This is a genomic window from Catellatospora sp. NPDC049111 (assembly GCF_040648615.1).
In the GTDB taxonomy this organism is placed as follows: domain Bacteria; phylum Actinomycetota; class Actinomycetes; order Mycobacteriales; family Micromonosporaceae; genus Catellatospora; species Catellatospora aurea.
Genome location: NZ_JBEZEB010000001.1, coordinates 417,377 through 442,716, shown reverse-complemented (window position 1 = coordinate 442,716; position 25,340 = coordinate 417,377). Strand labels below are relative to the sequence as shown.

20 protein-coding genes are annotated in these 25,340 nt (G+C 70.1%); 13 read left to right on the top strand and 7 right to left on the bottom strand.

Annotated elements, in window-relative coordinates; translation table 11 throughout:
• Positions 1–2: 2 nt before the first annotated feature.
• Positions 3–743 (bottom strand): hypothetical protein, encoded by a 741-nt coding sequence (locus AB0B66_RS01965; protein WP_360521343.1) that lies wholly within the window; start codon positions 741–743, stop codon positions 3–5.
• A gap of 73 nt (positions 744–816) precedes the next feature.
• Complete coding sequence (locus AB0B66_RS01960; RefSeq protein WP_360521340.1) at positions 817–1,650, bottom strand: aldo/keto reductase; 834 nt, start codon at positions 1,648–1,650, stop codon at positions 817–819.
• A gap of 357 nt (positions 1,651–2,007) precedes the next feature.
• Between AB0B66_RS01960 and AB0B66_RS01955 the strand changes: the two genes are divergently transcribed.
• From AB0B66_RS01955 to AB0B66_RS01945, 3 genes are all read left to right on the top strand, one after another.
• Positions 2,008–4,923 (top strand): glycoside hydrolase family 48 protein, encoded by a 2,916-nt coding sequence (locus AB0B66_RS01955; protein WP_360521762.1) that lies wholly within the window; start codon positions 2,008–2,010, stop codon positions 4,921–4,923.
• Between the two features lie 284 nt (positions 4,924–5,207).
• Positions 5,208–5,432 carry a hypothetical protein gene (locus tag AB0B66_RS01950; RefSeq protein WP_360521337.1) on the top strand — a complete coding sequence of 75 codons (225 nt, stop codon included), beginning with the start codon at positions 5,208–5,210 and terminating at the stop codon, positions 5,430–5,432.
• A complete protein-coding gene (locus AB0B66_RS01945) occupies positions 5,429–5,782 on the top strand; it encodes a type II toxin-antitoxin system PemK/MazF family toxin (RefSeq protein ID WP_360521334.1) in 354 nt (117 codons plus the stop codon). Before AB0B66_RS01950 ends, AB0B66_RS01945 begins: the two co-directional genes overlap by 4 nt.
• Before the next feature lie 111 nt (positions 5,783–5,893).
• Here AB0B66_RS01945 and AB0B66_RS01940 read toward each other — a convergent pair whose 3' ends face one another.
• The 5 genes from AB0B66_RS01940 to AB0B66_RS01920 form a co-directional block, all read right to left on the bottom strand.
• Positions 5,894–6,457: a hypothetical protein gene (locus AB0B66_RS01940; protein WP_360521331.1), complete on the bottom strand. Its 564-nt coding sequence runs from the start codon at positions 6,455–6,457 to the stop codon at positions 5,894–5,896.
• 3 nt (positions 6,458–6,460) lie between these two features.
• Positions 6,461–7,294, bottom strand: coding sequence for a carbohydrate ABC transporter permease (locus AB0B66_RS01935; protein WP_360521328.1), 834 nt, complete (start codon positions 7,292–7,294; stop codon positions 6,461–6,463).
• The gene (locus AB0B66_RS01930; RefSeq protein ID WP_360521759.1) at positions 7,294–8,172 is read right to left on the bottom strand and encodes a sugar ABC transporter permease; all 879 of its coding nucleotides are present in this window, start codon (positions 8,170–8,172) and stop codon (positions 7,294–7,296) included. Before AB0B66_RS01930 ends, AB0B66_RS01935 begins: the two co-directional genes overlap by 1 nt.
• Before the next feature lie 263 nt (positions 8,173–8,435).
• Positions 8,436–9,803 carry an ABC transporter substrate-binding protein gene (locus AB0B66_RS01925; RefSeq protein WP_360521325.1) on the bottom strand — a complete coding sequence of 456 codons (1,368 nt, stop codon included), beginning with the start codon at positions 9,801–9,803 and terminating at the stop codon, positions 8,436–8,438.
• A 5-nt stretch (positions 9,804–9,808) separates the two neighbouring features.
• On the bottom strand, positions 9,809–10,855 hold the full coding sequence (locus tag AB0B66_RS01920) for a LacI family DNA-binding transcriptional regulator (protein WP_360521322.1): 1,047 nt from the start codon (positions 10,853–10,855) through the stop codon (positions 9,809–9,811).
• Between the two features lie 247 nt (positions 10,856–11,102).
• Between AB0B66_RS01920 and AB0B66_RS01915 the strand changes: the two genes are divergently transcribed.
• The 10 genes from AB0B66_RS01915 to AB0B66_RS01870 all read left to right on the top strand — a co-directional run bounded on the left by AB0B66_RS01915 (position 11,103) and on the right by AB0B66_RS01870 (position 25,328).
• Complete coding sequence (locus AB0B66_RS01915; RefSeq protein ID WP_360521319.1) at positions 11,103–12,416, top strand: Gfo/Idh/MocA family oxidoreductase; 1,314 nt, start codon at positions 11,103–11,105, stop codon at positions 12,414–12,416.
• Positions 12,417–12,420: 4 nt separating this feature from the next.
• Positions 12,421–13,878 carry a glucuronate isomerase gene (gene uxaC, locus AB0B66_RS01910; RefSeq protein WP_360521316.1) on the top strand — a complete coding sequence of 486 codons (1,458 nt, stop codon included), beginning with the start codon at positions 12,421–12,423 and terminating at the stop codon, positions 13,876–13,878.
• Positions 13,875–15,155, top strand: a complete 1,281-nt coding sequence (locus AB0B66_RS01905; protein ID WP_360521313.1) for an enolase C-terminal domain-like protein — start codon at positions 13,875–13,877, stop codon at positions 15,153–15,155. Before uxaC ends, AB0B66_RS01905 begins: the two co-directional genes overlap by 4 nt.
• On the top strand, positions 15,146–16,510 hold the full coding sequence (locus tag AB0B66_RS01900; protein ID WP_360521310.1) for a mannitol dehydrogenase family protein: 1,365 nt from the start codon (positions 15,146–15,148) through the stop codon (positions 16,508–16,510). Before AB0B66_RS01905 ends, AB0B66_RS01900 begins: the two co-directional genes overlap by 10 nt.
• A gap of 100 nt (positions 16,511–16,610) precedes the next feature.
• Positions 16,611–17,726 carry a Gfo/Idh/MocA family oxidoreductase gene (locus AB0B66_RS01895; protein ID WP_360521307.1) on the top strand — a complete coding sequence of 372 codons (1,116 nt, stop codon included), beginning with the start codon at positions 16,611–16,613 and terminating at the stop codon, positions 17,724–17,726.
• A gap of 178 nt (positions 17,727–17,904) precedes the next feature.
• Positions 17,905–19,260 (top strand): pectate lyase, encoded by a 1,356-nt coding sequence (locus AB0B66_RS01890; protein WP_360521304.1) that lies wholly within the window; start codon positions 17,905–17,907, stop codon positions 19,258–19,260.
• Positions 19,261–19,417: 157 nt separating this feature from the next.
• Positions 19,418–21,064 carry a family 16 glycoside hydrolase gene (locus tag AB0B66_RS01885; RefSeq protein WP_360521301.1) on the top strand — a complete coding sequence of 549 codons (1,647 nt, stop codon included), beginning with the start codon at positions 19,418–19,420 and terminating at the stop codon, positions 21,062–21,064.
• 12 nt (positions 21,065–21,076) lie between these two features.
• Entirely contained in the window at positions 21,077–22,681 is a 1,605-nt protein-coding gene (locus tag AB0B66_RS01880) for a family 16 glycoside hydrolase (RefSeq protein ID WP_360521298.1), read from the top strand.
• A 172-nt stretch (positions 22,682–22,853) separates the two neighbouring features.
• Entirely contained in the window at positions 22,854–24,440 is a 1,587-nt protein-coding gene (locus tag AB0B66_RS01875) for a family 16 glycoside hydrolase (protein WP_360521295.1), read from the top strand.
• 168 nt (positions 24,441–24,608) lie between these two features.
• The gene (locus AB0B66_RS01870) at positions 24,609–25,328 is read left to right on the top strand and encodes a DUF2625 family protein (protein WP_360521292.1); all 720 of its coding nucleotides are present in this window, start codon (positions 24,609–24,611) and stop codon (positions 25,326–25,328) included.
• Positions 25,329–25,340: the final 12 nt, after the last annotated feature.

Here is a 25,340-nt window from a genome sequence, read left to right as displayed (position 1 = left end):
GCTCACGGCGTCGGCCCGGCGCTCGGAGAGCGGCTGGTGGACGGCTTCGGACTCGCGGACGGCCGGGGCCGGCTGGACGCCGAGGGTTCGGCGCTGGGCGACGGACTGGCCGACGGAGGCGTCGTATCGGCCTTGACGGGTACGGTGACGCGGCCGGCCGGATTGTCGTCGCCCTTGGCGTCCACGTCCATCCAGTGCCACTCGCCGCCGAGGGAGTCCACGCGCCAGGTGCGCTGCTCCACCGAGATGGTCAGCGACGTGGGCACGGGCGCGCTGCCCGACTGCTCCCAGACGAACCAGATCCGCTCGGGCATGTCCGGCTGCAGCAGGCGCAGGCGGCTGCCGTCACGCTCCAGCGCGGACTCCTCCGGGGTCGGCGCGACAAGCCCGGTCACGCCGTCCAGCACCAGCAGGTCGGAGGGCAGCATCGTGCTCTCCTCGGCGGTGATCCGGACCGTGGCGATCACGTACAGCCAGCGGTCGCCCTCGTTCTTCAGCCGCAGCTTGCCCAGCTCCCGGCGGATGCCCGCCTCGTGGATGGTGACCTCCCACGGCCCGCCCGGCACGGGCGTGCCCGCCGCGACGGTTTCCGCCTGCGGATCGGCCACCGTGTCGAGGCCGCCGAACAGCCCGGACACCCCCAGCAGCACCACCGCCACGGCCCAGCGCAGCCCGGGTGCCGCCTGGTCCACGAGTCCTCTGGTCAACCTGCGGCTGAGACCGCCCCGCCCCGTGACAGACACGTCGGCGAGCATACGAGACGGACGCCTTGCGGCATAACCGAGCCGCGAGGCGTCCGTCCGTTGTGGATGCCGGTCAGCCCATCCAGGCGAAGACGGCCGGGTCGGGGCCGATGCGGCCGCCGTTGTCCAGGCCGGCGATCGCCGCCATGTCCTCGTCGTCGAGGGCGAAGTCGAAGACGTCGATGTTCTCGGCGATGCGCGACGGGGTCACCGACTTGGGGATGACCACGTTGCCCAGTTGCAGGTGCCAGCGCAGCACCACCTGTGCCGGGGTCCGGCCGTGCTTGGCCGCGATCCGCGCCAGGACCGGGTCGTCGAGCAGGCCCTTGCCCTGGCCCAGCGGGCTCCACGCCTCGGTCGCGATGTCGTGCACCGCGTGCAGCTTGCGCAGCTCCTCCTGCGGGAAGTGCGGGTGCAGCTCGATCTGGTTGACGGCGGGCACCACGTCGAACTCGTCGAGCAGGCGGCTCATCGTCTGCACGGTGAAGTTGGACACGCCGATGGCACGCACCCGCTTGTCGGCGTACAGCTTCTCCATTGCGCGCCAGGCCTCGGTGTAGCGGTCCTGCGACGGCACCGGCCAGTGCATCAGGTACAGGTCGAGGTAGTCGAGGCCGAGCCGGTCCAGGCTCGCGTCGAAGGCGCGCAGGGCCTTGTCGTACTCGTGGTCGGTGTTCCACAACTTCGTGGTGACGAACAGCTGCTCGCGGGGCACTCCGGCGGCGCTCAGCGCACGGCCGACGCCCTGCTCGTTGCCGTAGATCATGGCGGTGTCGATGCTCCGGTAGCCCGCCTGCAGCGCCGTGGTCACGGCGTGCTCGGCCGCGTCGTCATCGACCTGCCACACGCCGAAGCCGAGCTGCGGCATCAGGACGCCGTTGTTGAGGGTCACGTCAGGAACGGTCATACCGATCATTCTTCCAGTGCGGCGGCCCGCGTTCGGCGCGGTCCGCCTTGATCCGCCGACTTGCCTGGCAAACGTGCGTATCTTGAGCCCGCTTTCGCCCGGTTGCCCGGCACGTCGGACGATCTTGGCGAGGCGGGCAGTGACCCCTTGCGATGGAAGCGCTCCCATGCGAGACTGATCGAAATTCGCGACCGGGAGCCACGTTCGCGCGACACGGCACGTCAGGGCATGGACGCGCCGTTGCGGCACCGCCGTCATCGCTGACGGCTCGAACGGTTTCCCGCCGGGACCTGGTCCCGGCGTCTTCGCGAGGAGCTCATCTTGTTGCACACACTGCGGCGTTCCCGCCACAGAGTCCTGCGGCGTTCAGGCGCCGTCGCCACGGCGGCGGTCGTCGCCCTCGGCGGTCTGGTGGTGGCGGCGAGCCCGGCCCAGGCCGCAGTCGCCTGCGAGGTCGTCTACACCGCCAACCCGTGGACCGAAGCCCCCGGCTCCGGCGGCTTCACCGCCAACCTGACCCTGAAGAACCTCGGTGACCCGTGGACGAGCTGGACGCTCGGCTTCACGCTGCCCTCCGGGCAGACCGTCACCCTGCCCGGCTGGTCGGCGAACTACGCCGTGTCCGGCCAGAACGTCACCGCGACCAACCTGAACTACAACGGCAACGTGCCGACGAACGCTTCCACCGGCATCGGCTTCAACGGCCGCTGGAGCGGCACGTACTCGTCGCCGACGTCGTTCACCATCAACGGGACGGCGTGCACCGGGGCCAACCCGGCGCCGACGGTGAGCATCACCGCGCCGGCCAACAACACCCACTACACCGCGCCGGCCTCGTTCACCATCGCGGCGAACGCGGCGGACACCTCGCCCGGCACCGTGTCGAAGGTGGAGTTCTACCGCGACGGGCTGCTGCTCGGCTCGGACACCGCGGCGCCGTACACCTGGGACGTCTCGGCGCTGCCGGTCGGCACGTACGTGTTCCAGGCCAAGGCGACCGACAACGGCGGCGCGACCGCCACGGCCAACACCACCGTCGTGGTCGACGCCTCCGTCGCACCGAAGGTGCTGGTCAACGCGGCGAGCACGGCCGCGGTGAGCGTGCCCGAGGGCGGCACGAACACGTTCAAGGTGAAGCTGTCGGCCGCGCCGTCGGCGAACCTGACCGTGGCCGTCGCCCGCACCGCCGGTGACACCGACGTCTCGGTCTCCACCGGCGCGACGCTGACGTTCAGCACCAGCAACTGGGGCACCGAGCAGACGGTCACCCTGGCGGCGGCGCAGGACGCGGACAACGCCTCCGGTTCGGCGACCATCACCGCCAGCGCCACCGGGTACGACCCCGGCGTGGTCACCGCGACCGAGGCCGACGACGAGGTCAACGTCTACACGCAGCGCTTCATCGAGCAGTACAACAAGATCAAGAACACGGCCAACGGGTACTTCTCGCCCGAGGGCGTGCCGTACCACTCCATCGAGACGCTGATCGTCGAGGCGCCCGACTACGGCCACGAGACCACCAGCGAGGCGTTCTCCTACTGGCTGTGGCTGGAGGCCTACTACGGCCGGTTCACCCAGGACTGGACCAAGTTCAACCAGGCCTGGACGGTGATGGAGCAGTACATCATCCCGTCGGCGACCGACCAGCCCAACGCGGGCGTGGCCGGCACCCCGCAGTACGCGGCCGAGCACCTCACCCCGGCCAACTACCCGTCGCAGCTGCAGCCCAGCGTGCCCGTCGGGGTCGACCCGCTGCGCAGCGAGCTGACCAGCACCTACGGCAACGGCAGCATCTACGGCATGCACTGGCTGCTCGACGTCGACAACAAGTACGGCTTCGGCCGCTGCGGCAACGGCACCACGCGCCCGGCGTACATCAACACCTTCCAGCGGGGCCCGCAGGAGTCGGTGTGGGAGACCATCCCGCAGCCGAGCTGCGACAACCTCAACCACGGCGGCCCCAACGGCTACCTGGACCTGTTCGTCAAGGAGTCCAGCGCGCCCGCGGCGCAGTGGAAGTACACCAACGCCCCCGACGCCGACGCCCGCGCCATCGAGGCGGCTTACTGGGCGCTGACCTGGGCCACCGAGCAGGGCAAGCAGTCGCAGATCGCGTCGACGCTGACCAAGGCGGCGAAGATGGGCGACTACCTGCGCTACGCCATGTTCGACAAGTACTTCAAGAAGATCGGCAACTGCGTCGGCGCGACCACCTGCGCCGCCGGCACCGGCCGTGACTCCATGCACTACCTGATGTCCTGGTACTACGCCTGGGGCGGCGGTCTCACGTCGGCCTGGTCGTGGCGCATCGGCTCCAGCTTCAACCACTTCGGCTACCAGAACCCGATGGCGGCGTACGCGCTGGCCAACGTCAACGAGTTGAAGCCGCAGTCGCCGACCGCGAACGCGGACTGGACCAACAGCTTCAACCGCCAGCTGGAGTTCTACCAGTGGCTGCAGTCCTCCGAGGGCGGCATCGCCGGCGGCGCGACCAACAGCTGGGCCGGCTCGTACGCCACGCCGCCCGCGAACACGCCCACCTTCTACGGCATGTTCTACGACGAGAAGCCGGTCTACCACGACCCGCCGTCGAACCAGTGGTTCGGCATGCAGGTCTGGTCGATGGGCCGCATCGCCGAGCTGTACTACGCCACCGGCAACACCAAGGCCAAGGCGCTGCTCGACAAGTGGGTGCCGTGGGCCGTCGCCAACACCACGGTCAGCGGCACGACCTTCGCCGTCCCGTCCGAGCTCGGCTGGTCCGGCGCGCCGACGACCTGGAACCCGTCCAGCCCGGCCGCCAACACCAACCTGCACGTCACGGTGACCAGCACCGGCCAGGACGTCGGCGTCGCCGCGTCGCTGGCCCGCGCGCTGCTGTTCTACGCCGCCAAGTCCGGCAACGCCGCGGCGAAGACCACTGGCAAGGGCCTCATCGACGCGCTGTACGCCAAGGCCGAGAGCAAGGGCGTCTCGACGACCGAGACCCGCGGCGACTACTCGCGGTTCGACGACGTCTACAACGCCACCACCGGCCAGGGCATCTACGTCCCGTCCGGTTGGACCGGCGACATGCCCAACGGCGACATCATCACGGCCGGCAAGTCGTTCATCGACATCCGGTCCTGGTACAAGCAGGACCCGGACTGGGCCAAGGTCCAGGCGCACCTGGACGGCGGACCCGCGCCGAGCTTCAACTACCACCGGTTCTGGGCGCAGAGCGACGTCGCGATGGCCTTCGCCGACTTCGCCATGCTCTTCCCGAACGGCTGACCCCGGTCAGGCCGATAGGCGGGGTGCCTGCGCATGGTGCCCCGCCTATCGGCGGTCGTGTGACTGCAGAGTCACTCGTCGTGGCCCAGGATCTTAAGTGCGCCTACCATTCGGGGCCGTTACGGATTGGTTGTCCGACGGTGATCGCACATATGACTGATCGACTCTGCAGACTATCTTGACTAAGTAGCCGCACCGGCGATGGGCGGAGTGGGATGAGGATTTCGTGGCGGGTGCTGCTCGCGTAACTATCGCGCTTATGCGCCACGGCGTATACTCAATGTATGCAGACAAGTATGCGTGTGTCGACAGAGAATCGTGATGCGCTGGCGCGTATCGCCGCCGAGGAGTTCAACGGGGCGAGCCTCGACGAGACGCTTCGGGTGTTGATCTGGCAGCATCGGGCGGCCCAGGACGCGGCACGGCTGGAGGCGGACCCTGAGGCACTGGCTGGCTATCGCAGCGAGGCACGTGAGTGGGCGGAACTGGATGTGGCGGTCGCTGAGTGACTCCTCCCCAGCGTCGCCTCAAGGTTGCTCCATGGCAGGTGTGGTGGGTGCAGTTCAACCCGCAGGTGGGGCATGAGCAGGCGGGGGAGAGACCTGCCGTCGTCGTCGGCTCGACATTGGCGTGCTCGCTGCCCAACGGTCTGGCACTCATGGTTCCCTGTACGACCACTGACCGCCAGCTCGTTTGGCAGCCCGAGATCAATCTCGCGGGCCGGCGGGGATTCGCTATGTGTGATCAAGTCAAGGCGTTGTCCACTGACCGGCTTGTGCGTCGGCATCAGGCCACACTCACCAAGCCTGAATGCGAAGCCATCGCGTTCGCACTGGCACAGCTCATCGCCACAGGCTGACCGACCTCGCGTACCTCTTTGTGTTGCCGCTGCAGTTTCGGGGAAACTGCAGTTTCGCCAGTCGAGATTCGTGCAGTTTCCCGAAACTGCAGAGCCCAGATCGGGCGTGGATCACGGGACGCGGCGGGCGATGGTGTGCAGGGCCAGGAGGAGGTAGCCCACCAGGAGGGGGGCGGTGATCGGGAGGATGGAGCCGATCAGGAAGGCGATGCCGATGACGCCCGCGCAGGTCACGATCAGGGCCGGGCGGGAGAGCGCGGTACGCAGGGCGCGGCGGTAGGTGTAGCCGCGGCCGAGGAAGGGGATCGCGAGCGCGGCCAGGCCGAGGACCGCCACCGCCGCGACGGCCGTGACCCCCAGCAGTACCCCGCCGCCGGGGACCAGGCCCTGGTTCAGCCAGAAGATGTTGAGGGTGAGCAGCAGCAGCGCGGCCAGCAGGACGATCGTGGCCAGCGCGCCGGGCAGCAGCCGCCGGCCGAAGGAGCGGAGCAGGTCGCGCGGGCCGGGCCAGTGGCCGTCGGTGAAGCGCTGGTGCACGGCTTGCGCGCCGACGGCGGCGGCGGCGCCGGTCGTCACGACCGGCACCGCCGCGACGGTCACCACGATGCCGACCAGGGCGAGGTCGGCCGCGTCACGCAGGGTGTCGCGCCAGTCCGTGGTGGTCGTCGCCGTCATGTCTCAGCCCTTCAGTCCGCTGGTGTTGATGCCCTGGACCAGGAAGCGCTGGAAGCCCAGGAAGAACAGGAACACCGGAAGCAGGGAGAGTACCGACATGGCCAGCATCGGGCCGATGGAGGTCTGGCCACTGGAGTCGATGAACAGCCGCAGCGCCACCGGCACGGTGTAGCTGGGCACGCTGGGCAGGTAGACCAGCTGGGTGAAGAAGTCGTTCCAGGTCCAGATGAAGGAGAAGATCGCCGTCGTGATCAGGGCCGGTCGCGACAGCGGGAGGATGACGTGCCAGAACGTGCGGTACGGGTCGCAACCGTCGATCTTGGCGGCGTCGTCGAGTTCGCGGGGGATGCCCCGCATGAACTGGACCATGAGGAAGATGAAGAACGCCTCCGTGGCCAGCAGCTTCGGCAGGATCAGCGGCAGCGGGGTGTCGATCCAGCCGAACTCGCTGAACAGCACGTACTGCGGCACGATCAGGACGTGGCCGGGCAGCAGCAGCGTCGCGATCATGAGCGCGAAGTAGCCTTTGCGGCCCCAGAACCGCAGCCGCGCGAACGCGTACGCGGTGACCAGGCAGGAGGCCGCGTTCGCGACCACCGTGGCCAGCGAGATCACCAGGCTGTTGCCGAAGAAGCGGGCGAAGCTGACGCCGGGGATGTAGCTCCAGCCGTCGGAGTAGTTCGACCAGGTCAGTTCCTCGGGCCAGACGGAGAGGTTGCTGGTCACCTCGGTGGGCGACTTCAGCGACGAGCCCAGCACCCAGATCAGCGGGTAGAGCACGATCGCCAGCACGCCGAGCAGGGCCAGCACCCGCACCCAGCCACGTACGCGGGCCATCAGTTCTCTCCGTCCGAGTAGTGCACCCAGAACTTGCCGGTGCTGAAGAAGACGATCGTGATCAGGCCGATCGCCGCCAGGAAGATCCAGGCCAGCGCGGAGGCGTAGCCCATCTCGAAGTCGGTGAAGGCCTTGTCGTAGATGTGCAGGGTGTAGAGCTTGGTCGCGCCCAGCGGGCCGCCGGTGCCGTTGCTGATGACGAAGGCCGAGGTGAAGCCCTGGAAGCCGTTGATCGTCTCCAGCAGTAGGTTGAAGAAGATGACCGGCGACAGCATCGGCAGCGTGATGTGGAAGAACTGCTTGACCTTGCTGGCCCCGTCGACCTGCGCGGCCTCGTAGAGCTCGGTGGGGACCTGCTTGAGGCCGGCCAGGAAGATGACCATCGGTGCGCCGAACTGCCAGATGGTGAGCACCATCAGGGTGGCCAGCGCCCAGTCCGGGTTGTTGATCCAGTTCTCGCCCTCGATGCCGAAGATGCTCAGACCGGCGTTGAACGCGCCCTCGCCGTTGAACATGGCGACCCAGACCAGGGCCAGCGCGACCGAGCCGCCGAGCAGCGACGGCAGGTAGAACATGCTGCGGAACAGGCCGACGCCGCGGCGTTCCCGGTTGAGCAGCAGGGCCACGCCCAGTGAGGCGATCAGCTTCAGCGGGATCGCGATCAGGCCGAAGGTGAGGGTGACCCGCACCGACTGCCAGAAGGTCGGGTCGAGGGTGAAGATCTTCTTGTAGTTGTCGAGGCCGACCCACTCCACGAACTCCCAGCTCGACAGCACGTCGTAGTTGGTGAAGCTGAGGTAGAGCGAGAGCAGCATCGGGAACGCGGTGATCGCCATCAGGCCGATCAGCCACGGAGAGAGGAAGACGTAGCCCGCCAGGCCCTCGGAGCGGCGGGCGGCGTAGTTCTTCTTGCGCCGGCCGCGCGCCGGCGGCGGCGCTGACGCCGGGACCGGGAGGGCCGGTCGGGAGGCCGTGGTGAGTGCCACGCGCGGTCCCCTTCCAGGAACGAGAACGATGAACGGCGAAATGGAACGGGCCCGGCCCGGGCCGCCGATCGGCCGGGCCGGGCCCGTGTCCGCTGGCGGTGGTCCGGCGGCCCGCCTGTACCGCGGGCCGCCGGGGGAGTCCCACCAGCGTCAGGTCACGCCAGAGCGGCGGCTGCCTCGGTGAAGAACTGCTTGGCCGCGGCCTCGGGCGTGGCCTTGCCGTACGACACCGTCTCGGCGATGTCGCGCAGCGTGTTGCGCAGGCCGCTGTGGCCCTTCGGCGGCGGCGCGGGGGCCGGGCCGAACTTCGGCGTGATCTCGTTCTCGAAGGTGACGGTGTCCTTCATCTTCTGGTCGGTCAGCGCGTCGGAGACGGCCTTGCGCACGTCGAGGTTGTTCGGCAGGCCCCGGTCCACGCCCAGGATCTTGCCGGCCTCCACGTCGTTGACCAGGAAGTTGATGATGTCGGCCACCACGTCGGGCGCCTTGGTGGTGCGCGAGGCCGCCCAGTACGTCGACGCGCGGGCCCACTGGCCCTTCGGGTCGCCCGGGTATGCGGTCATGCCCAGGTCGTTCTTCGTGGCCTTCTGCATCTCGGAGAGCTGGTTGGACCACATGAAGGACACGGCGGCCTTCTTGGTGACCACGAGCTGCGTCGCGACGCTGCCGGTGACGGCCTCGTGGCAGATGTCGGCGGGCGGGGTCGCGCCCTTGGTCCGGGCGTCCACCCACAGCTGGAACCACGCGACCAGGTCCGCCTCGCTGAAGGCGATCTTGGGGCCGTCGTAGAACTCCTTGCCCTGGGCGCGCAGCCACAGCCACAGCGCCTTGTAGTCCGAGCTCGGGTCCATCAGGCCCCAGTACTTGCCGCCCGCCTTGGTGGTGACGCCGGCGCCCCAGGTGATGATCTGGTCGTACGTCCAGCCGATCTGCGGGACCTCGATGCCCAGCTCGGTCAGCTTCGTCTTGTCGTAGATGATCGCCGGGGTGTTCTCGCCGGTGGCGATGGCCACCTGCTTGCCGCCGAGCTGCCCGTACTTGGTGAGGCTCTCGGGGTGCTTGGAGACGTCGATCTTCTTGTTCGCCGTGTACTTGGACAGGTCCAGGGTGACGTTGCGGCCGGCGTACTCGGCCAGGCCGTTGTCGTCGATCTGGAAGATGTCGGGCGCGTTGCCGCCGGCGGAGATCGTGGCCAGCTTGTCGTAGTAGCCGGTGAACGCCTGCCAGGTGGGCGTGATCGTGACGTTGGGGTGCTTGCTCGTGTAGAGCTTCAGCGCCTCCTCGGTCAGCTTGGCGCGGGCCTCGCCGCCCCACCAGAAGAAGGAGACGGTGTACTTGGCGTTCGGGTCGAGCGCCGCCGGCTCCTCCTCGCCGCCGCAGGCGGCCAGCAGGCCGCCGACGGGAACGGCGATGGCCGTTCCGGCGAGCATGCGCAGCAGATGGCGGCGATTCCAACCGCCCGCCGGCAGGCTACCGTTGTGCTGCGTCGGCTCGTCGGCCGGCGCAGGTGTCGCTGGGTGCATAGCTTTCACTCCCTGCTCTCGGAAGCGACACCGTCAACGGGCGGTTGCTGCCGCCTGCCCGGGCCCGCAGTGCGATGCGGGCCCGGGCCTGACGAGTCGCGGATGACCAACTCGGTCTGGAGCGTTACCAGTGCGGTGGTGCGGCGGTCGTCGCCATGCTGGAGCAGCATGTCGACGGCTGCCCGTCCGGCGGCCGCCGTGGGGGTGGCCACCGTCGTCAACATGGGGCGGGTGCGGCGGCTCAGCGCGGTGTCGTCTATCCCGACGACGCTGATCTGATCCGGCACCTTGACCCCGCGGTGGTCGAGTGCGTCGATCAGGCCGACGGCCATGAGGTCGTTGTAGGCGAGCACGGCGCTGACGCCGGCCCGCAGCACGGCCTCGGCCTGGGCCGATCCGCTCTCCTCGGTGGGCGCGTTGGGTCCGAGGACCACCAGCTCGGCTCCCGCGATGCGGGCGGCCAGCGTGGCCGCGCGGCGGATCTCGCGGTTGGTCCAGGACCCGCGCGGGCCGCCCAGCAGGGCGATCTCACGGTGGCCGAGGCTCACCAGGTGCTCGACCGCGAGCCGGGCGCCCTGCGCGACGTCCATCACGACCGCGGGCAGGCCGGGGACCGGCCTGTTGACCACGACCAGCGGGACCTCGCGGGACAGCTGCTCGATCTGCGTGTTGCTCATGCGGGGGCTGCACAGCAGCACCCCGTCCACCTGCTTGGCCAGGGCGAGCACCAGCTCCTCCTCGACACCGGCGTCCTCATTGGTGTCGGCGACGAAGACGTGGTAGTCGCGGCCGCGGGCGTGGCTTTCCGCCGCCTTGATGAGCGGCGGGAAGAACGGGTTGGCGATGTCCGCCACGATCAGCCCGATGTTGTGCGTGCGCCCGGTGATCAGCGCGCGGGCGGCGCGGTTGGGCCGGTAGCCCAGCTCTTCCGCCGCGGCGAGCACGTGTGCCCGGGTCTCGGCGTTCACCAACTGCGGTGCGCTGAACGCGCGGGACACGGTGGAGACGTGCACGCCACTGGCCTTGGCGACATCGCGGATAGTGGCCGGCACCTGCACTCCTTTGTGTACACGCAATCCTGTGTTGGCTATCACGGTGGTGACCCATTAATGCAAACGGTTGCGACCGTGTCAACGGTCGAAGATGTCGATCTGGTTTCGACAGTGGACCTTGGTGGTGTCGCCATCCGGAAAATTCGGGACAATCAAGGCGGATTCTGGGCCAGCCATTGACGCGATAGGACCGCGATGGTTAGTTCTGCTGCAAACGTTTGTAGTCGCATGAGGCCCAGGAGGCCGGATGACCACGCGGTACGCGATCGTGGGGACCGGGGCTCGAGCGCAGATGTTCGCCCAGGCCCTGACCAGGCATGGCGAACTCGTCGCACTCGCCGACGTCAACCCCGCCCGGATCGCCGCCCAGCAGCGCCGCCTGCAGGCGGCGGGCGCTCCGCCCGCCGTGGCCTACGACGCCGGCGACGTGCCGGCGATGCTGGCCAAGGAGCGCGTCGACACCCTGGTCGTGTGCAGCGTCGACGCCACGCACGACGAGTACATCGTCGCGGCGCTCGACGCCGGGTGCGCGGTGGTGACCGAGAAGCCGATGACCGTGGACGTGCCGAAGTGCCGGCGCATCCTGGAGGCGGTGCAGCGCAACGACGGCAAGGTCGGGGTCGCCTTCAACTACCGCTTCCACCCGGTGCACGAGCAGGTCAAGACGCTATTGGCCGAGGGTGCGATCGGTGAGATCGGCTCGGTGCACTTCGAGTGGCTGCTTGACGTGCGCCACGGCGCGGACTACTTCCGCCGCTGGCACCGCGACCGGGCCAACTCCGGCGGCCTGCTGGTGCACAAGGCCACCCACCACTTCGACCTGGTCAACTGGTGGCTGAACAGCACCCCGGTGCGGGTCACCGCAGAGGGCCGGCTGTTCCTGTACGGCGAGAACGGCGCCCGCCACGGCTACGCCCGCGACTACACCCGCGCCCACGGCGCGCCGGCCGCCCAGGGCGACCCGTTCGCGCTGCACCTGGCCGACAACCCGAACCTGGCCGAGCTCTACCTCGATGCCGAGTCCCACGACGGGTATCACCGCGACGTGAACGTGTTCGCCCCCGGCACCGACATCGAGGACGACATGGCGGTCCTGGTCCGCTACGCCAGCGGCGCGACCATGTCGTACCACCTCACCGCGTACTCGCCCTGGGAGGGTTACCGGATCGCCTTCAACGGCAGCCGGGGCCGCCTGGAGCTGGACATCGTCGAGTCCGACCACGTCGCGCCTGGGGTGGCCGGCGCGGTCAAGGGCCACTCGGCCGCGCTGCACGGCGTCGAGGCGGCCGCCGAGTCCGGCAGCGTTTCGCTGCGGCTGCGCCGCTACTGGGAGCCGCCGGTAGAGGTGCCGGTGGCGGCGTACGACCGGCAGGGCCACGGCGGCGCGGACGTGCGCATGACCGGGGTGCTCTTCGGCGGCGACGCCGACCCGCTGCACCGGTCGGCGACGGCGCTCGACGGCGCGCGCTCGCTGCTGACCGGCCTGGCCGCGAACGCGTCGATCGCCTCCGGGCGCTGCGTGGACGTGGCGGAACTGCTCGACATCTCGGAATGGGAGTGACCACGTGGACGACCTGCTGTTCCCGGCGGAGGCGCGCACCCGGGCGATCGCCCGGGAGCTCTACACGCATGCGCGGAACCTGCCGCTGATCAGCCCGCACGGCCACGTCGACCCCGGCATCCTGGCCGAGGACGCGCCGTTCCCGGACCCGGCCCGGCTCATCATCGTGCCCGACCACTACGTGACGCGCATGCTGCTCAGCCAGGGTGTGACACCCGACCGGCTGGGCGTGCCACGCGTCGACGGCGGCCCGACCGAGACCGACCCGCGGGTCGTCTGGCGCACCTTCGCGCAGCACTGGCACCTGTTCCGGGGTACGCCGTCGCGGCTGTGGCTGGAGCAGACGTTCAAGACGGTGTTCGACATCGAGACCCCGTTCGGGCCGCAGACCGCCGACCGGGTGTACGACGAACTGGCCGCGCGCCTGGAGCAGCCGGAATACCGGCCCCGGGCGCTGTTCGGCAAGTTCAACCTGGAGGTGCTGGCCACCACCGAGTCGCCGCTGGACGACCTGTCCCGCCACGCCAAGCTGGCCGCGGACGGCTGGGGCGGCCCCAGCGGGCGGGTGATCACCACGTACCGCCCGGACGACCTGGTCGACATGGACTGGCCCGGCTGGGCCGCACGGGTGGCCAAGCTCGGCGAGATCACCGGCCTGGACACCACGACCTACGAGGGTTTCCTGGCCGCGCTGGCGCAGCGGCGGCTGGACTTCATCGCCGCAGGCGCGACCTGCTCCGACCACGGGCACCCGACGGCGGCCACCGGCGGCCTGACCGCCGACGAGGCCAAGTTGCTGTTCGAGCGCGCACTGCACGACGGGCTGGCGGCGACGCCCGACGGCACGCCGATCATCCCCGGCCCGCCCGCCACGCCGGCCGAGGCGGAGGCGTTCCGGGCGCACATGCTGATCGAGTTCGCCCGAATGTCGGTGGACGACGGGCTGGTCATGCAGCTGCACCCGGGCTCGTCCCGCAACCACAACGCGGCGCTGTTCCGCACGCACGGGCGCGACGTCGGCGGCGACATCCCGGTGGCCACCGAGTACACCAACGCGCTGCGGCCGCTGCTGGACGAGTTCGGGCACGACCCGCGGTTCCGGGTCGTCGTCTACACCCTGGACGAGTACACCTTCACCCGCGAGCTGGCCCCGCTGGCCGGCGGCTACCCGGCGATGTTCGTCGGCGCGCCGTGGTGGTTCCTCGACGCGCCCGAGGCGCTGCGCCGCTGGCGGGAGGCGGTCACCGAGACCGCGGGCTTCTACAACACGGCCGGGTTCGTCGACGACACCCGCGCGTACTGCTCCATCCCGGTGCGCCACGACGTGGCCCGGCGCGTGGACGCGGGCTTCCTCGCCCGCCTGGTCGCCGAGCACCGCCTGGGCCTCGACGAGGCCGCCGAGACCATCGCCGACCTGGCATACCACCTGCCCAAGAAGATCTTCCGAGTAGGACAGTCATGAAAATCATCGACGCCAAGGTGCACGACGTACGCTTCCCGACCGCCGCGAAGGGCGACGGCTCGGACGCGATCAACCGCGGGGACTACAGCGCCGCGTACGTCGAGCTGCACACCGAGTCCGGCCTGTTCGGCGCGGGCTTCACCTTCACCAACGGGCGCGGCAACGAGATCGCCTGCGCGGCGATCGAGGCCCTATCGCACCACGTCGTCGGGCGCACGCTGGAGGAGATCTTCGCCGACCCGGTGGCGTTCTGGCGCTCGCTGAGCGCCGACGTGCAGCTGCGCTGGCTGGGCCCGGAGAAGGGCGTCATCCACATGGCGACCGGCGCGCTGGTCAACGCGGTGTGGGATCTGCGCGCCAAGGCCGAGGGCAAGCCGATGTGGCGGCTGCTGGCCGAGATGCCGGCCGAGGAGCTGGTGAACAGCGTCGACTTCCACCACATCACCGACGCGATCACCCGTGAGGAGGCGCTGGAGCTGCTGCGCGTGGACGACGGGTACGCCGAGCGGCTGGCCGTGCTGGAGCGCGACGGCTTCCCGTCGTACACCACGTCGGTGGGCTGGCTGGGCTACCCCGACGAACAGGTGCGCGAGCTGACGAAGGCGGCGTACGCCCAGGGCTGGCGGGCGATGAAGATGAAGGTCGGCGGGCCGATCGAGGACGACCTGCGCCGCGCCCGGCTGATCCGCGAGGAGATCGGCCCGGACGCGCTGCTGATGATGGACGCGAACCAGGTCTGGGACGTGGACGAGGCGATCGCCAACATGGCGGTGCTGGCCGAGGTGAACCCGTACTGGATCGAGGAGCCCACGCACGCCGACGACGTGCTCGGCCACGCGGCCGTGGCCCGCTCGGTGCGGCCCATCCGGGTCGCGACCGGCGAGGTCGCCGCGAACCGGGTCATCTTCAAACAGCTCATGCAGGCCGACGCGATCCAGGTGTGCCAGATCGACGCGTGCCGCGTCGGCGGCGTCAACGAGGTGCTGTCGATCCTGCTGATGGCCGCGAAGTTCGGCGTGCCGGTATGCCCGCACGCGGGCGGAGTCGGGCTGTGCGAGTACGTGCAGCACCTGTCGGTCTTCGACTACCTGCGGCTGGGCCGCTCCCTCGACGGCCGCATGGTGGAGTACGTCGCGCACCTGCACGAGCACTTCGAGGACCCGATCACCGTGGTCGACGGCCGTTACCGGCTGCCGAGCAAGCCCGGCTACTCGGTCACCTTCAAGCCGGAGTCGATCGCCGAGTTCTCGTTCCCGGACGGCCCGACATGGCGATGACGGTCCCCGCGACCCGGCTCGGCCGGGCGACGCTGTCGCGGCTGCCCGCGGAGAGCCGTCCGGCCGTGCGGCCCGGCGAGGCGAAGGCCGGCGTGCTGCACCTGGGCCTGGGCGCGTTCTTCCGGGCCCACCAGGCCGTCTACATCGAGGCGGCGATGGCCGCGCGCGGCGGCGACTGGGGCATCGTGGCGGTCGCGCCGCGCTCGCGGGACGTGCTGGAGGCGCTGCGGGCGCAGGACCACCTCTACAGCGTGGTGACGCTCGACGCGTCGGCCGAGCGCACCCGGGTGCTGGGCGCGCTCAACGACACGGTGCACGCCGCGAGCGATCCGGCGGCCGTGGTGGCGCTGCTGGCCGACCCGGCGATCAGGGTGGTGACGCTGACCGTGACCGAGAAGGCGTACGCCCCCGACGCGGCGGTGCCGCGCCTGCTGATCGACGGACTGGTCGCCCGCGCCCGCGCGGACAGCGGCCCGATTACCGTGCTCAGCTGCGACAACCTGCCGTCGAACGGCGTCGTGCTCGGCAAACTGCTGGCGGGGATGATCCCCGACGCGCAGCGCGAGTGGTTCGACAGCTCGGTGCGCTGCCCGTCGAGCATGGTGGACCGGATCGTGCCCGCCACCACCGCCGCCACCCTGGCGGCCGCGGAACGCTGCCTCGGGGCCCGCGACCTGGCCGCGGTCGCCGGGGAGCCGTTCCGTCAGTGGGTGATCGAGGACTCCTTCGCCGGAGCGCACCCCGACTGGGCGGCGGGGGGCGCGGTGCTCACCGACGACGTCACCCCGTGGGAGCACCTCAAACTGCGCGCCCTCAACGGCGTGCACAGCGCGCTGGCCTACCTGGGCGCGCTGGCGGGCTGCGAGAGCATCGCCGACGCCATCGCCCTGCCCGGCATGACCGACCTGCTGCGCCGTTACATCGCCACCGAGGTCGCGGCATCGATGACGCCGCCGGACGGGGTCACCGTCGCGGGGTACGGCGACGCGGCGCTGGAGCGGTTCGCCAACGCCCGGCTCGGGCACCGCTGCCTGCAGGTGGCGATGGACGGCACGCAGAAGCTGCCCCAGCGAGCGCTGTCGGTGCTGAACACGGTCGCCGAGCCGACCCTGGCCACGCTGATCCTGGCGGCCTGGGCCCGGTTCGCCGAGGGCGCCGACGACGCGGGCCGGGCGCTGCCGCTGGACGACCCGCGGGCCGCCGAGGTCCGCGCCGATCTGAGCACCGAGGCCCTGTTCGGCCCCGGCGGCGTGCTCGAAGTGCCCGACCCGGCGCACCGCCGGATGATCGAAGCATGGCGCAAAGCCCTTGCCACCCACGGTGCCGCCGACCTGGTCCGGACGGCGGTGCGCTGATGCCCTCGCCGCGACGATCTTGCGCGAATGGCCCCCGTGCCGCCCGAAAGGCCCGTGTCGTGGGGGACACCCACGCAAGATCGTCGCTGAGGAGGGTGGCATGACGGTCACGTCGGTGGCGTTGGTGGGGGCTAATGGGCATGGGCTGCATCATCGGGAGCAGCTTGCCGAGCAGGAGCGGCGGGGGCTGGTCCGGCTGGTGGCGCTCGCCGACACGCGGCCGGTGGTGGACCCGCCGGAGGGCGTGCCGGTCTACACCGACCATCTGGCGCTGCTCGCCGAGACCAAGCCCGAGGTGGTCATCGTGTGCACGCCGCCGCACACCCACCTGGCGCTGACCCGCGACGCGCTGCGCGCCGGCGCGGACGTGCTGCTGGAGAAGCCGCCCGTGCTCGACAGGGCTGAGCACGACGCGCTGCTGGCCGAGCAGGACACGACCGGGCGAGTGGTGCAGGTCGGCTTCCAGTCGCTGGCCTCTCCGGCGCTGGTCCGGCTGCGCGAGGCGGTCGCGGCGGGCCAGCTGGGCACGGTACGGCAGATCTCGGTGCTCGGCTGCTGGCGGCGCGACGACGCCTACTGGGCACGTTCGCCCTGGTCCGGGCGGCGCACCGTGGACGGCCGGCCGTCGCTGGACGGCGCGCTGGCCAACCCGTTCGCGCACGCGGTCATGCAGGCGCTGGCGGTGCTGGACCTGCCGGTGATCCGGGTCGAGGTGGACTGGCTGAAGGTGCGCCCGATCGAGGTCGAGGACACCGCCACGCTGCGCGTCACGCTGACGGGCGGGGTGCGGGTGCTGGTCGCGGTGACGCTGGCGGGGGAGGACTTCGTCGACGGCGAACTCACCGTGTACGGCGACCGCGGCACCGCCGAGCTGACCTTTCGCGAGGACCGGCTGCGCCTGCCCGGCGAGCCGGTGGCGGAGCTGGTGGAAGGCCGGTCGACGCTGCTGGAGAACCTGTTGGCGTTCCGTGCGTCGGGCACACCGCTGCTGTCCGGGCTGGCCCGGACGGCTTCGTTCACCACGGTCATCGAGCAGCTGCGCGCGGCGGAACCGTCCTACCAGGTCGCGCCGGAGGCGCTGGCCGTCGAGGACGGGCACCGCACGCTGGTCGGGGTGAACGACGTGCTGCGCCGCTGCGCGGCCGAAGGGGCCCTGATGAACGAGCTTTCCGCGCCGTGGCATGCAACTGTTCCGGGCGGGACTGCAAACGATTGAAAAGACGTGGCAAGGTCGATCTGAATAGTCGCTGCATCCAGCTATGACGGTAGCTGGAACAGGGAAAACTGTGCTTTAAAGGCTGCAACAAAGCTGCATTCACCATCCATTGACTTCACTGTCGTCTCTTCTTATGTTGCCTGATAAGTAACACGTCGGACACATAATGGAGAGCGCGATGCGAAGGCAAGACAATGTGGTCGGTCGCCGGGTCCGGCGGGTCGTCGCCGGATCCGCCCTCGGCGTCCTGTTGCTGCTGACGGGCGCGTCGCCCGCGGCGGCGACCGGTGACCCCAGCGGCCCCGGCTGGTGGGCGCAGCAGCTCGCCCGCCAGCCGCTCGCGGCCAACGACGGCTGGGCGGCCTCCGGCGCCGGCACCACGGGCGGCTCGGCCGCCGACGACGCGCACGTGTTCACGGTGCGCAACCGCGACGAGCTGGCCGCGGCGCTGACCGGCGCGGACCCGAAGATCGTCTTCGTGGAGGGTGTCATCGACGGTCTGAAGACCGCCGACGGCGCCACGCTGACCTGCGCGGACCTCGCCGACCCGGGTTACACGCTGGAGAGCTACCTCGCCGCGTACGACCCGGCGGTCTGGGGCCGCGCCACCGACCCGAGCGGGCCGATCGAGCAGGCCCGGGTGCGCTCGGTGGCCAACCAGCGGGCCCGCACCGAGCTGCGGGTCGGCCCGAACACCACGATCCTCGGTCTCGGAAACGCCACCCTGCGCCACCTCACGCTGATGATCGACGGCGGCAACAACGTGATCGTCCGCAATCTGAACTTCGAGGACGCGGCCGACTGCTTCCCGCGCTGGCGGCCCACCGACGGCGCCGAGGGCAACTGGAACTCCGAGTACGACCTGGTCTCGGTGCGCCGCTCGACGAACGTGTGGATCGACCACAACACCTTCAGCGACGGCGACAACCCGGACTCGAACCAACCGGTGTACTTCGGCCGGCCGTGGCAGGTGCACGACGGCGCGTGCGACATCACGCACACCTCCGACCTGGTCACCGTGTCGGCGAACGTGTTCACCGACCACGACAAGACGATGCTCATCGGCTCCTCGGACACCGTCGGCCCGGACGTCGGCAAGCTGCGGGTCACCCTGCGGCACAACGTGTTCGACGGGGTCGGCCAGCGCGCGCCGCGCGTCCGCTTCGGCCAGGTCGACGTGTACAACAACACGTTCCGCATCGCCGAGTTCTACGACTACAGCGTCGGCCTGGGCATCCAGTCCGCGGTGTACCTGGAGAACAACCACTTCACGCTGACCGACGGCATCACCGCCGACCGGGTGCTGAAGGACTGGAAGGGCACCGTCGTCACCGAGCGCGGCAGCTACGGCCGGGTCGGCAGCGGCCGCCCGGGGCCGCTGAACCTGCTCGCGGCGTACAACGCGGTCAACGACCCGGACTTCGGCGCGGACGCCGGCTGGACGCCGACGCTGCGCGCGTACCAGCCGCTGCCCGGCTGGGCGGTGCCGCTGGCCACGCTGCTCTCCGGCGCCGGAAAGCTCGGCGCCCGCTGACCCGGCGCCCGGCGGCCGGACCCTGCCCGGCCGCCGGGCCCCGTTAGCCGGCGGTCCCGCTCAACCGACGGCGCACAGAGCTCCCGCACCCTGGTGGCGCCCTCCGGCACACCCGTGCCGGACCACCGGGTGCGGTTCCTCCAAGGAGGTACCGCTCATGTCCTTGCTCACACGCGCGGCTCCACGGCGTCGCGGAGTGGCCGCGGCACTCGGCGCGGGGCTGACCGCCCTCGTCCTGGCCCTGGGGACGACCTGGTTCGGCGGCACCGCGTACGCGGCCACGCTGTTCTCGGACGACTTCGAGGACGGCAACTCGACCGGCTGGTCGAAGTCCGGTGGCAGCTGGTCGGTGGTTGCCGACGGCAGCCAGGCGTACCGGCAGACCAGCACCGGTGCCGACGCCAAGGCGCAGGCCGGCTCGACCTGGACCGCCCAGTCGGTCTCGGCCCGGGTCAAGCCGACCGCCTTCGGCAACAGCACCCGCTCGGTCGGCGTGGCCGCCCGCCTGCAGAGCCTGTCCAACTACTACTCGCTGGTGCTGACCGGCTCCGGCACGGCGCAGCTGCGCCGCGTCTCCGGCGGCGGGATCACCACGCTGGCCACCGCGACCGTCGCGGTGTCGCCCGGCACCTGGTACACGCTGCGGCTGGACGCGTTCGGCTCGTCGCTGACCGCGTTCGTCAACGGCACGCAGGTGGCCACGGCCACCGACAGCTCGTTCTCCTCCGGCAAGATCGGCCTGATGGCGTCGTACGCCAGCGCCTCGTTCGACGACGTGACCGTCACCGACACGGCCGGTCCGAGCAACCCCAGCCCGTCCGGTTCAGGACAACCGCCGTCACCCTCGCCGAGCAGCTCCCCGCCGCCGCCCGGCACCTGCAACACCGGCGGCAGCCCGGTCGGCTTCGCGGCCGTGAACGCCTGGGGCCGCAACGGCACCACCGGCGGCGCGGGCGGCGCGACCATCGAGGTCGACACGGCCGCCGAGCTGATCGCCGCGATCGGGCAGACCGGCCCGCTCAACATCTGCGTCAAGGGCCTGATCACGGTCCCGGCGGGCATGTACAACGTCACCTCGCACAAGTCGATCATCGGCGTCGGGTCGACCTCCGGGATCTCCGGCGGCGGCTTCAACATCGGCCTGCCGATCGACGACGCGATCACGTCCCCGCCCGCGAACGCGGTGCAGAACGTGATCATCCGCAACATGCTGTTCCGCAACGCCAGCGACGACTCGATCAACGTCCAGATGTTCTCGCACCACATCTGGCTCGACCACAACGACCTCGCCCAGGGATACGACGGTCTGATCGACGTCAAGCGCGGTTCGTCGTACGTGACCATCTCGTGGAACCACACCCACGACCACAGCAAGAACATGCTGCTGGGGCGCGACGACGCCGACGATCTGCAGGACACCGGCCGGCTGAAGGTCAGCTACCACCACAACTGGTTCGACGAGACCCCGCAGCGCAACCCGCGGGTGCGCTACGGCGAGCCGGTGCACATCTACAACAACTACTACTTCCACAACACCGACGTCGGCGTGGCCTGCCAGACCGACGCGGGCTGCGTGGTCGAGGGCAACTACTTCGAAAGCGTCGAGGAGCCCGTCACGAACAGCTACGCAGGTCCGGGCGGTCGCTGCGTGGCTCGCAACAACGTCTACACCGGCAACGAGCCCGGCGCCCCCGACTGCTCCGGCACCGTCGAGGAGCCCAGCGCCTACTACGGCTACGTGCTGGACAACCCCGCCGACGTCAAGGCCATCGTGATGGCCGGCGCCGGCGTCGGAAAGATCTGAGGAGGATCTTCCATGCGACACGCGCACAGCCCGGGCGCGCACCGCGCCAGGCGAGCCGGTCTGGTGACCGCCGCCGCCACCGCAGCACTCGCCGTCGTGATGACGATGCTGCTGAACCTCACCGGCGGCGTCGCCATGGCCGCCACGCTGTTCTCCGACAACTTCAACAGCGGCTCGGCCACCGGCTGGTCCAAGTCCGGCGGCGAATGGTCCGTGGTGACCGACGGCACCGGCACGTTCCAGCAGGCCAAGGTCGACAGTGAGCTGGCCCGCCAGTTCGCCGGCAGCACCTCGTGGACCAACTACACCGTCACCGCCCGGGTGAAGCCGACCGGCTTCTCCGGCTCCGGCCGCTACGCGGCGCTCGGCGCGCGCTCCACCGGCTCGTCGACCCGCTACCAGCTGGCCCTGCTCAACTCCGGGCGAGCTGAGCTGCAGGCGGTCAACGGCAGCAGCGTCACCGTCATCGGCGGCGTGAACCTGACCGTGAGCACCGGCACCTGGTACACCCTGCAGCTCACGGCCAGCGGGTCCACGCTGACCGGCTGGGTCAACGGCACGCAGGTCGCCTCGGGCAGCAACAGCCAGTTCGGCGCGGGGCGGATCGTGCTGGTGACGTCGTACGCCACGGCCCGCTTCGACGACGTCGTGGTCAGCGACTCGGCCGGCCCGGCCCCGACCACCGGCGGCCCGCAGCCGTCGTCGTCGGCGTCCCCGCCCAGCTCACCGTCCCCGCAACCGCCGAGCAGCCCGCAGCCGCCGGCTGGCGGCCTGGTCGGCTGGGCGACGGTGAACGGCTCCACCAGCGGTGGATCGGGCGGCAGCACGGTCAACGTGACCAGCGCGTCCCAGTTCCTCAGCGAGATCAACTCGTCCGGGACGAAGACCATCACGTTCTCCGGCACGTTCAACATCAGCGGCATGAACAAGGTCGCCTCGAACAAGACGATCCTGGGTGTCGGCTCCGGCGCCACCCTGGTCGGCGGCGGCCTGACCCTGAGCAACGTCTCCAACGTCATCATCCGGAACATCAACTTCCGGGACTGGGACGACGACGCGATCAACGTGGAGACCAGCTCGCACCACGTGTGGATCGACCACAACAGCCTGAGCAACGGCTACGACGGCGCGATCGACATCAAGCGAGGCTCGGACTACATCACCGTGTCGTGGAACCGCATCTTCAACCACGACAAGAGCATGCTGCTCGGCCACAGTGACGACAACGGCAGCCAGGACATCGGCCACCTGCGCGTCACGTACCACCACAACTGGTTCGACGGCTCCGGCACCCGCCACCCGCGCGTGCGCTTCGGCAACCCGGTGCACGTCTACAACAACTACTACAACGGCAACGAGTACGGCGTCGCCTCCACCTGCGGTGCCGGTGTGCTCGTCGAGGGCAACTACTTCGAGAACGTCGACGAGCCGACCGCCGTCGGTTACGCCGACTCTCCCGTGGGCGCGATCGTCCAGCGCAACAACTACTTCGTCGGCTCCGGCAGCCCCGCCAGCGGCGGCGGCTCCGTCAACAGCATCCCCTACTCCTACACCCTCCAAACGGCGTCCTCGATCAAGTCGATCGTGACCTCCGGCGCCGGCACCGGCCGCATCTGATGAAAGGAAGGGCACCTTCACAACGCTCCGCGTTGTAGAAGGTGCCCTTCCCATCTCCGCACCGCCCTTGACGTGCTCCGCCGCGGACACGGTGCGCGCACGGGCCGGTCGCCCCGGCGGCCGCGTTCCGGCTCGCGTTCCGCCCGCATCCGCACCCGATCCGGAGGAGAAGATGACGATCCCGCACCGCCGGCGCACCGCGCTCCTCGCCGGCACCATCGCCGCCGCCCTCGCCCTGGCGGTCGGCCTCACCACCGCCGCGTCCGCGGCCACGCTGTTCGGCGACGACTTCGAGGACGGCAACTCGTCCGGCTGGAGCAGCTCGGGCGGCAGCTGGTCGGTGGTCACCGACGGCTCGCGCGCCTACCGCCAGAGCAGCACCAGCGCCGACGCGAAGTCCCTGTCCGGCACCGCGACCTGGACCGACTACACGGTCTCGGCCCGGGTCAAGCCGATCGCCTTCGGCAACAGCACCCGCGCGGCGGGCGTCGCCGCCCGCGCGTCGAGCACCTCCAGCTTCTACTCGCTCGTGCTCGTCGGCGCGGGCCGGGCCGAGTTGCGCCGCACCAGCGGCGGCGGCGTGACGGTGCTCGCTCAGGCGGCCGCCACGGTCACCCCAGGCGCGTGGCACACCCTCGCGCTGCAGGTCACCGGGAGCACGCTGCGCGGCTCCGTCAACGGCAGCCAGCTGGTGACCGCCACCGACGGCACGTTCGCCACCGGGCGGATCGGGCTGCTCGGCTCGTATGCCAGCGCCGCCTTCGACGACGTCCAGGTCGTCACGGGCAGCGGCCCCGACCCGTCGCCCTCGGCCCCCGCGTCACCGTCGGCCCCGGCCTCGCCGTCGCCGAGCCCGCTGCCACCGACCCCGCCCGGCCAGGCCGACGGCTACGCGTCCGTGAACTCCCTCGGGCAGAACGGCACGTACGGCGGCGCGGGCGGGCAGACCGTCACCGTCACCAGCGCGGCGCAACTGGCCGACTACGCGGGACGGGCGGAGCCGTACATCATCATGGTCTCCGGCCGGATCACGGTCAGCGGCATGATCACCGTGGTCGCGAACAAGAGCATCATCGGCGTCGGCTCGACTGCGGAGATCACCGGCGGCGGGCTGCAGATGGGCTCGACCACCCGGCCCGGCAACAACGTGATCATCCGCAACATCACCTTCCGCGACGCGTCCGACGACTCGGTCAGCGTGCACAACGCCTCGCACCACGTGTGGATCGACCACAACGAGTTCTGGCCCGGCTACGACGGCTCGGTGGACGTGAAGCGGCAGTCGAACTTCGTCACCGTGTCCTGGAACGTCTTCCACGGCACCGACAAGTCCATGCTGCTCGGGCACTCCGACACGTTCCCCGACGACATCGGGCACCTGAAGGTGACCTACCACCACAACCTGTTCGACGGGTCCAACCAGCGGCACCCGCGGGTCCGCTTCGGCGAGCCGGTGCACGTGTACAACAACCACTACCGCAACGTCGGCCTGTACGGCGTCGCGTCCACGGAGAACGCGGGCGTGGTCGTGGAGGGCAACTACTTCGAGAACACGGCGTTCCCGTGCTACTCGACGAACGGTTACGCCGACAGCGCCCCGGGCCGCCTGGTCCAGCGCGCCAACGCGTTCGCCAACTCGGGCCCCTGCGAAGCCAACGGCACCGTGACCGAGCCCGGCACCTTCTACGGCTACACCCTCGACCCCGCCACCACCGTCCCCGCCAAGGTCGCCGCCAACGCCGGCGTCGGCCACCTGTAAAGGCAAGGAAGGGCACCTTCTTAACGCTCCGCGTTGTAGAAGGTGCCCTTCTTAACGCCGTCCGTGCCCTGACCTGGCGTGCGATCGTGCGGCGGTGGATGTGCGCGGTGCCGGGCCGGGCCACCGACGGGATGCGGCGACGGCGGCAGGCATGGCACCATGCCGCCCATGCGACCTGTCGACGAGTTGATCAACACCGCCGAGGACGCCTGGCCGAAACTGCTCGCGGAGCTGACTGCGGGCGCGGTCGACGTGCGTGTCCTGCCCACGGAGCACGGCCGGGAGACCCTGGGCCTGATGCAGGTGACCACCCGCTCCCGCCTCGGCGCGATGGCGCTGCACGCTGGTGGCCTGGTGCTCGACCACGGCTGGCTGCGGCTGTACGGCGGCGGGAACCCGGCCGAGGGCCTGCCGAGCCTGGCCGACGCCAACGGCCTCGACGGCGGGCCCCGGGACGCTCCGGTGTGCTTCGCCGTCGGGCATGACGTGCTCGGTGGCCGCTACGAGGTCAACGGCCCGGTGCCGCCCGAGGGCCGGCCCGGGGAGCCCGGCGAGGTGTGCTACTTCGCGCCGGAGTCGCTGGAGTGGCAGCCGCTCGGGATGCCGTACGGCACGTGGCTGTCCTGGCTGGCGTCCGGGCGGCTCGACGGCTTCTATGTCGACGTACGCTGGCCCGGCTGGCAGGAGGAGGCTCGTGCGCTACGGCTGGACCAGGGTCTGAGCGTGTACCCGTTCCTGTTCACGGCCGAGGCCCGGCGGGACCTGGCGGCCACCAGCCGTCGGCCGATCTCGATCAGCGAGCTGATGTCCGTGCACCGGTCGATGGCAAGGAGCATCGCGGATCTGCCCAACGGCTCGCGGTTCGTGATGCGGGTGAACCGGACGTGAGCACGCCCATCA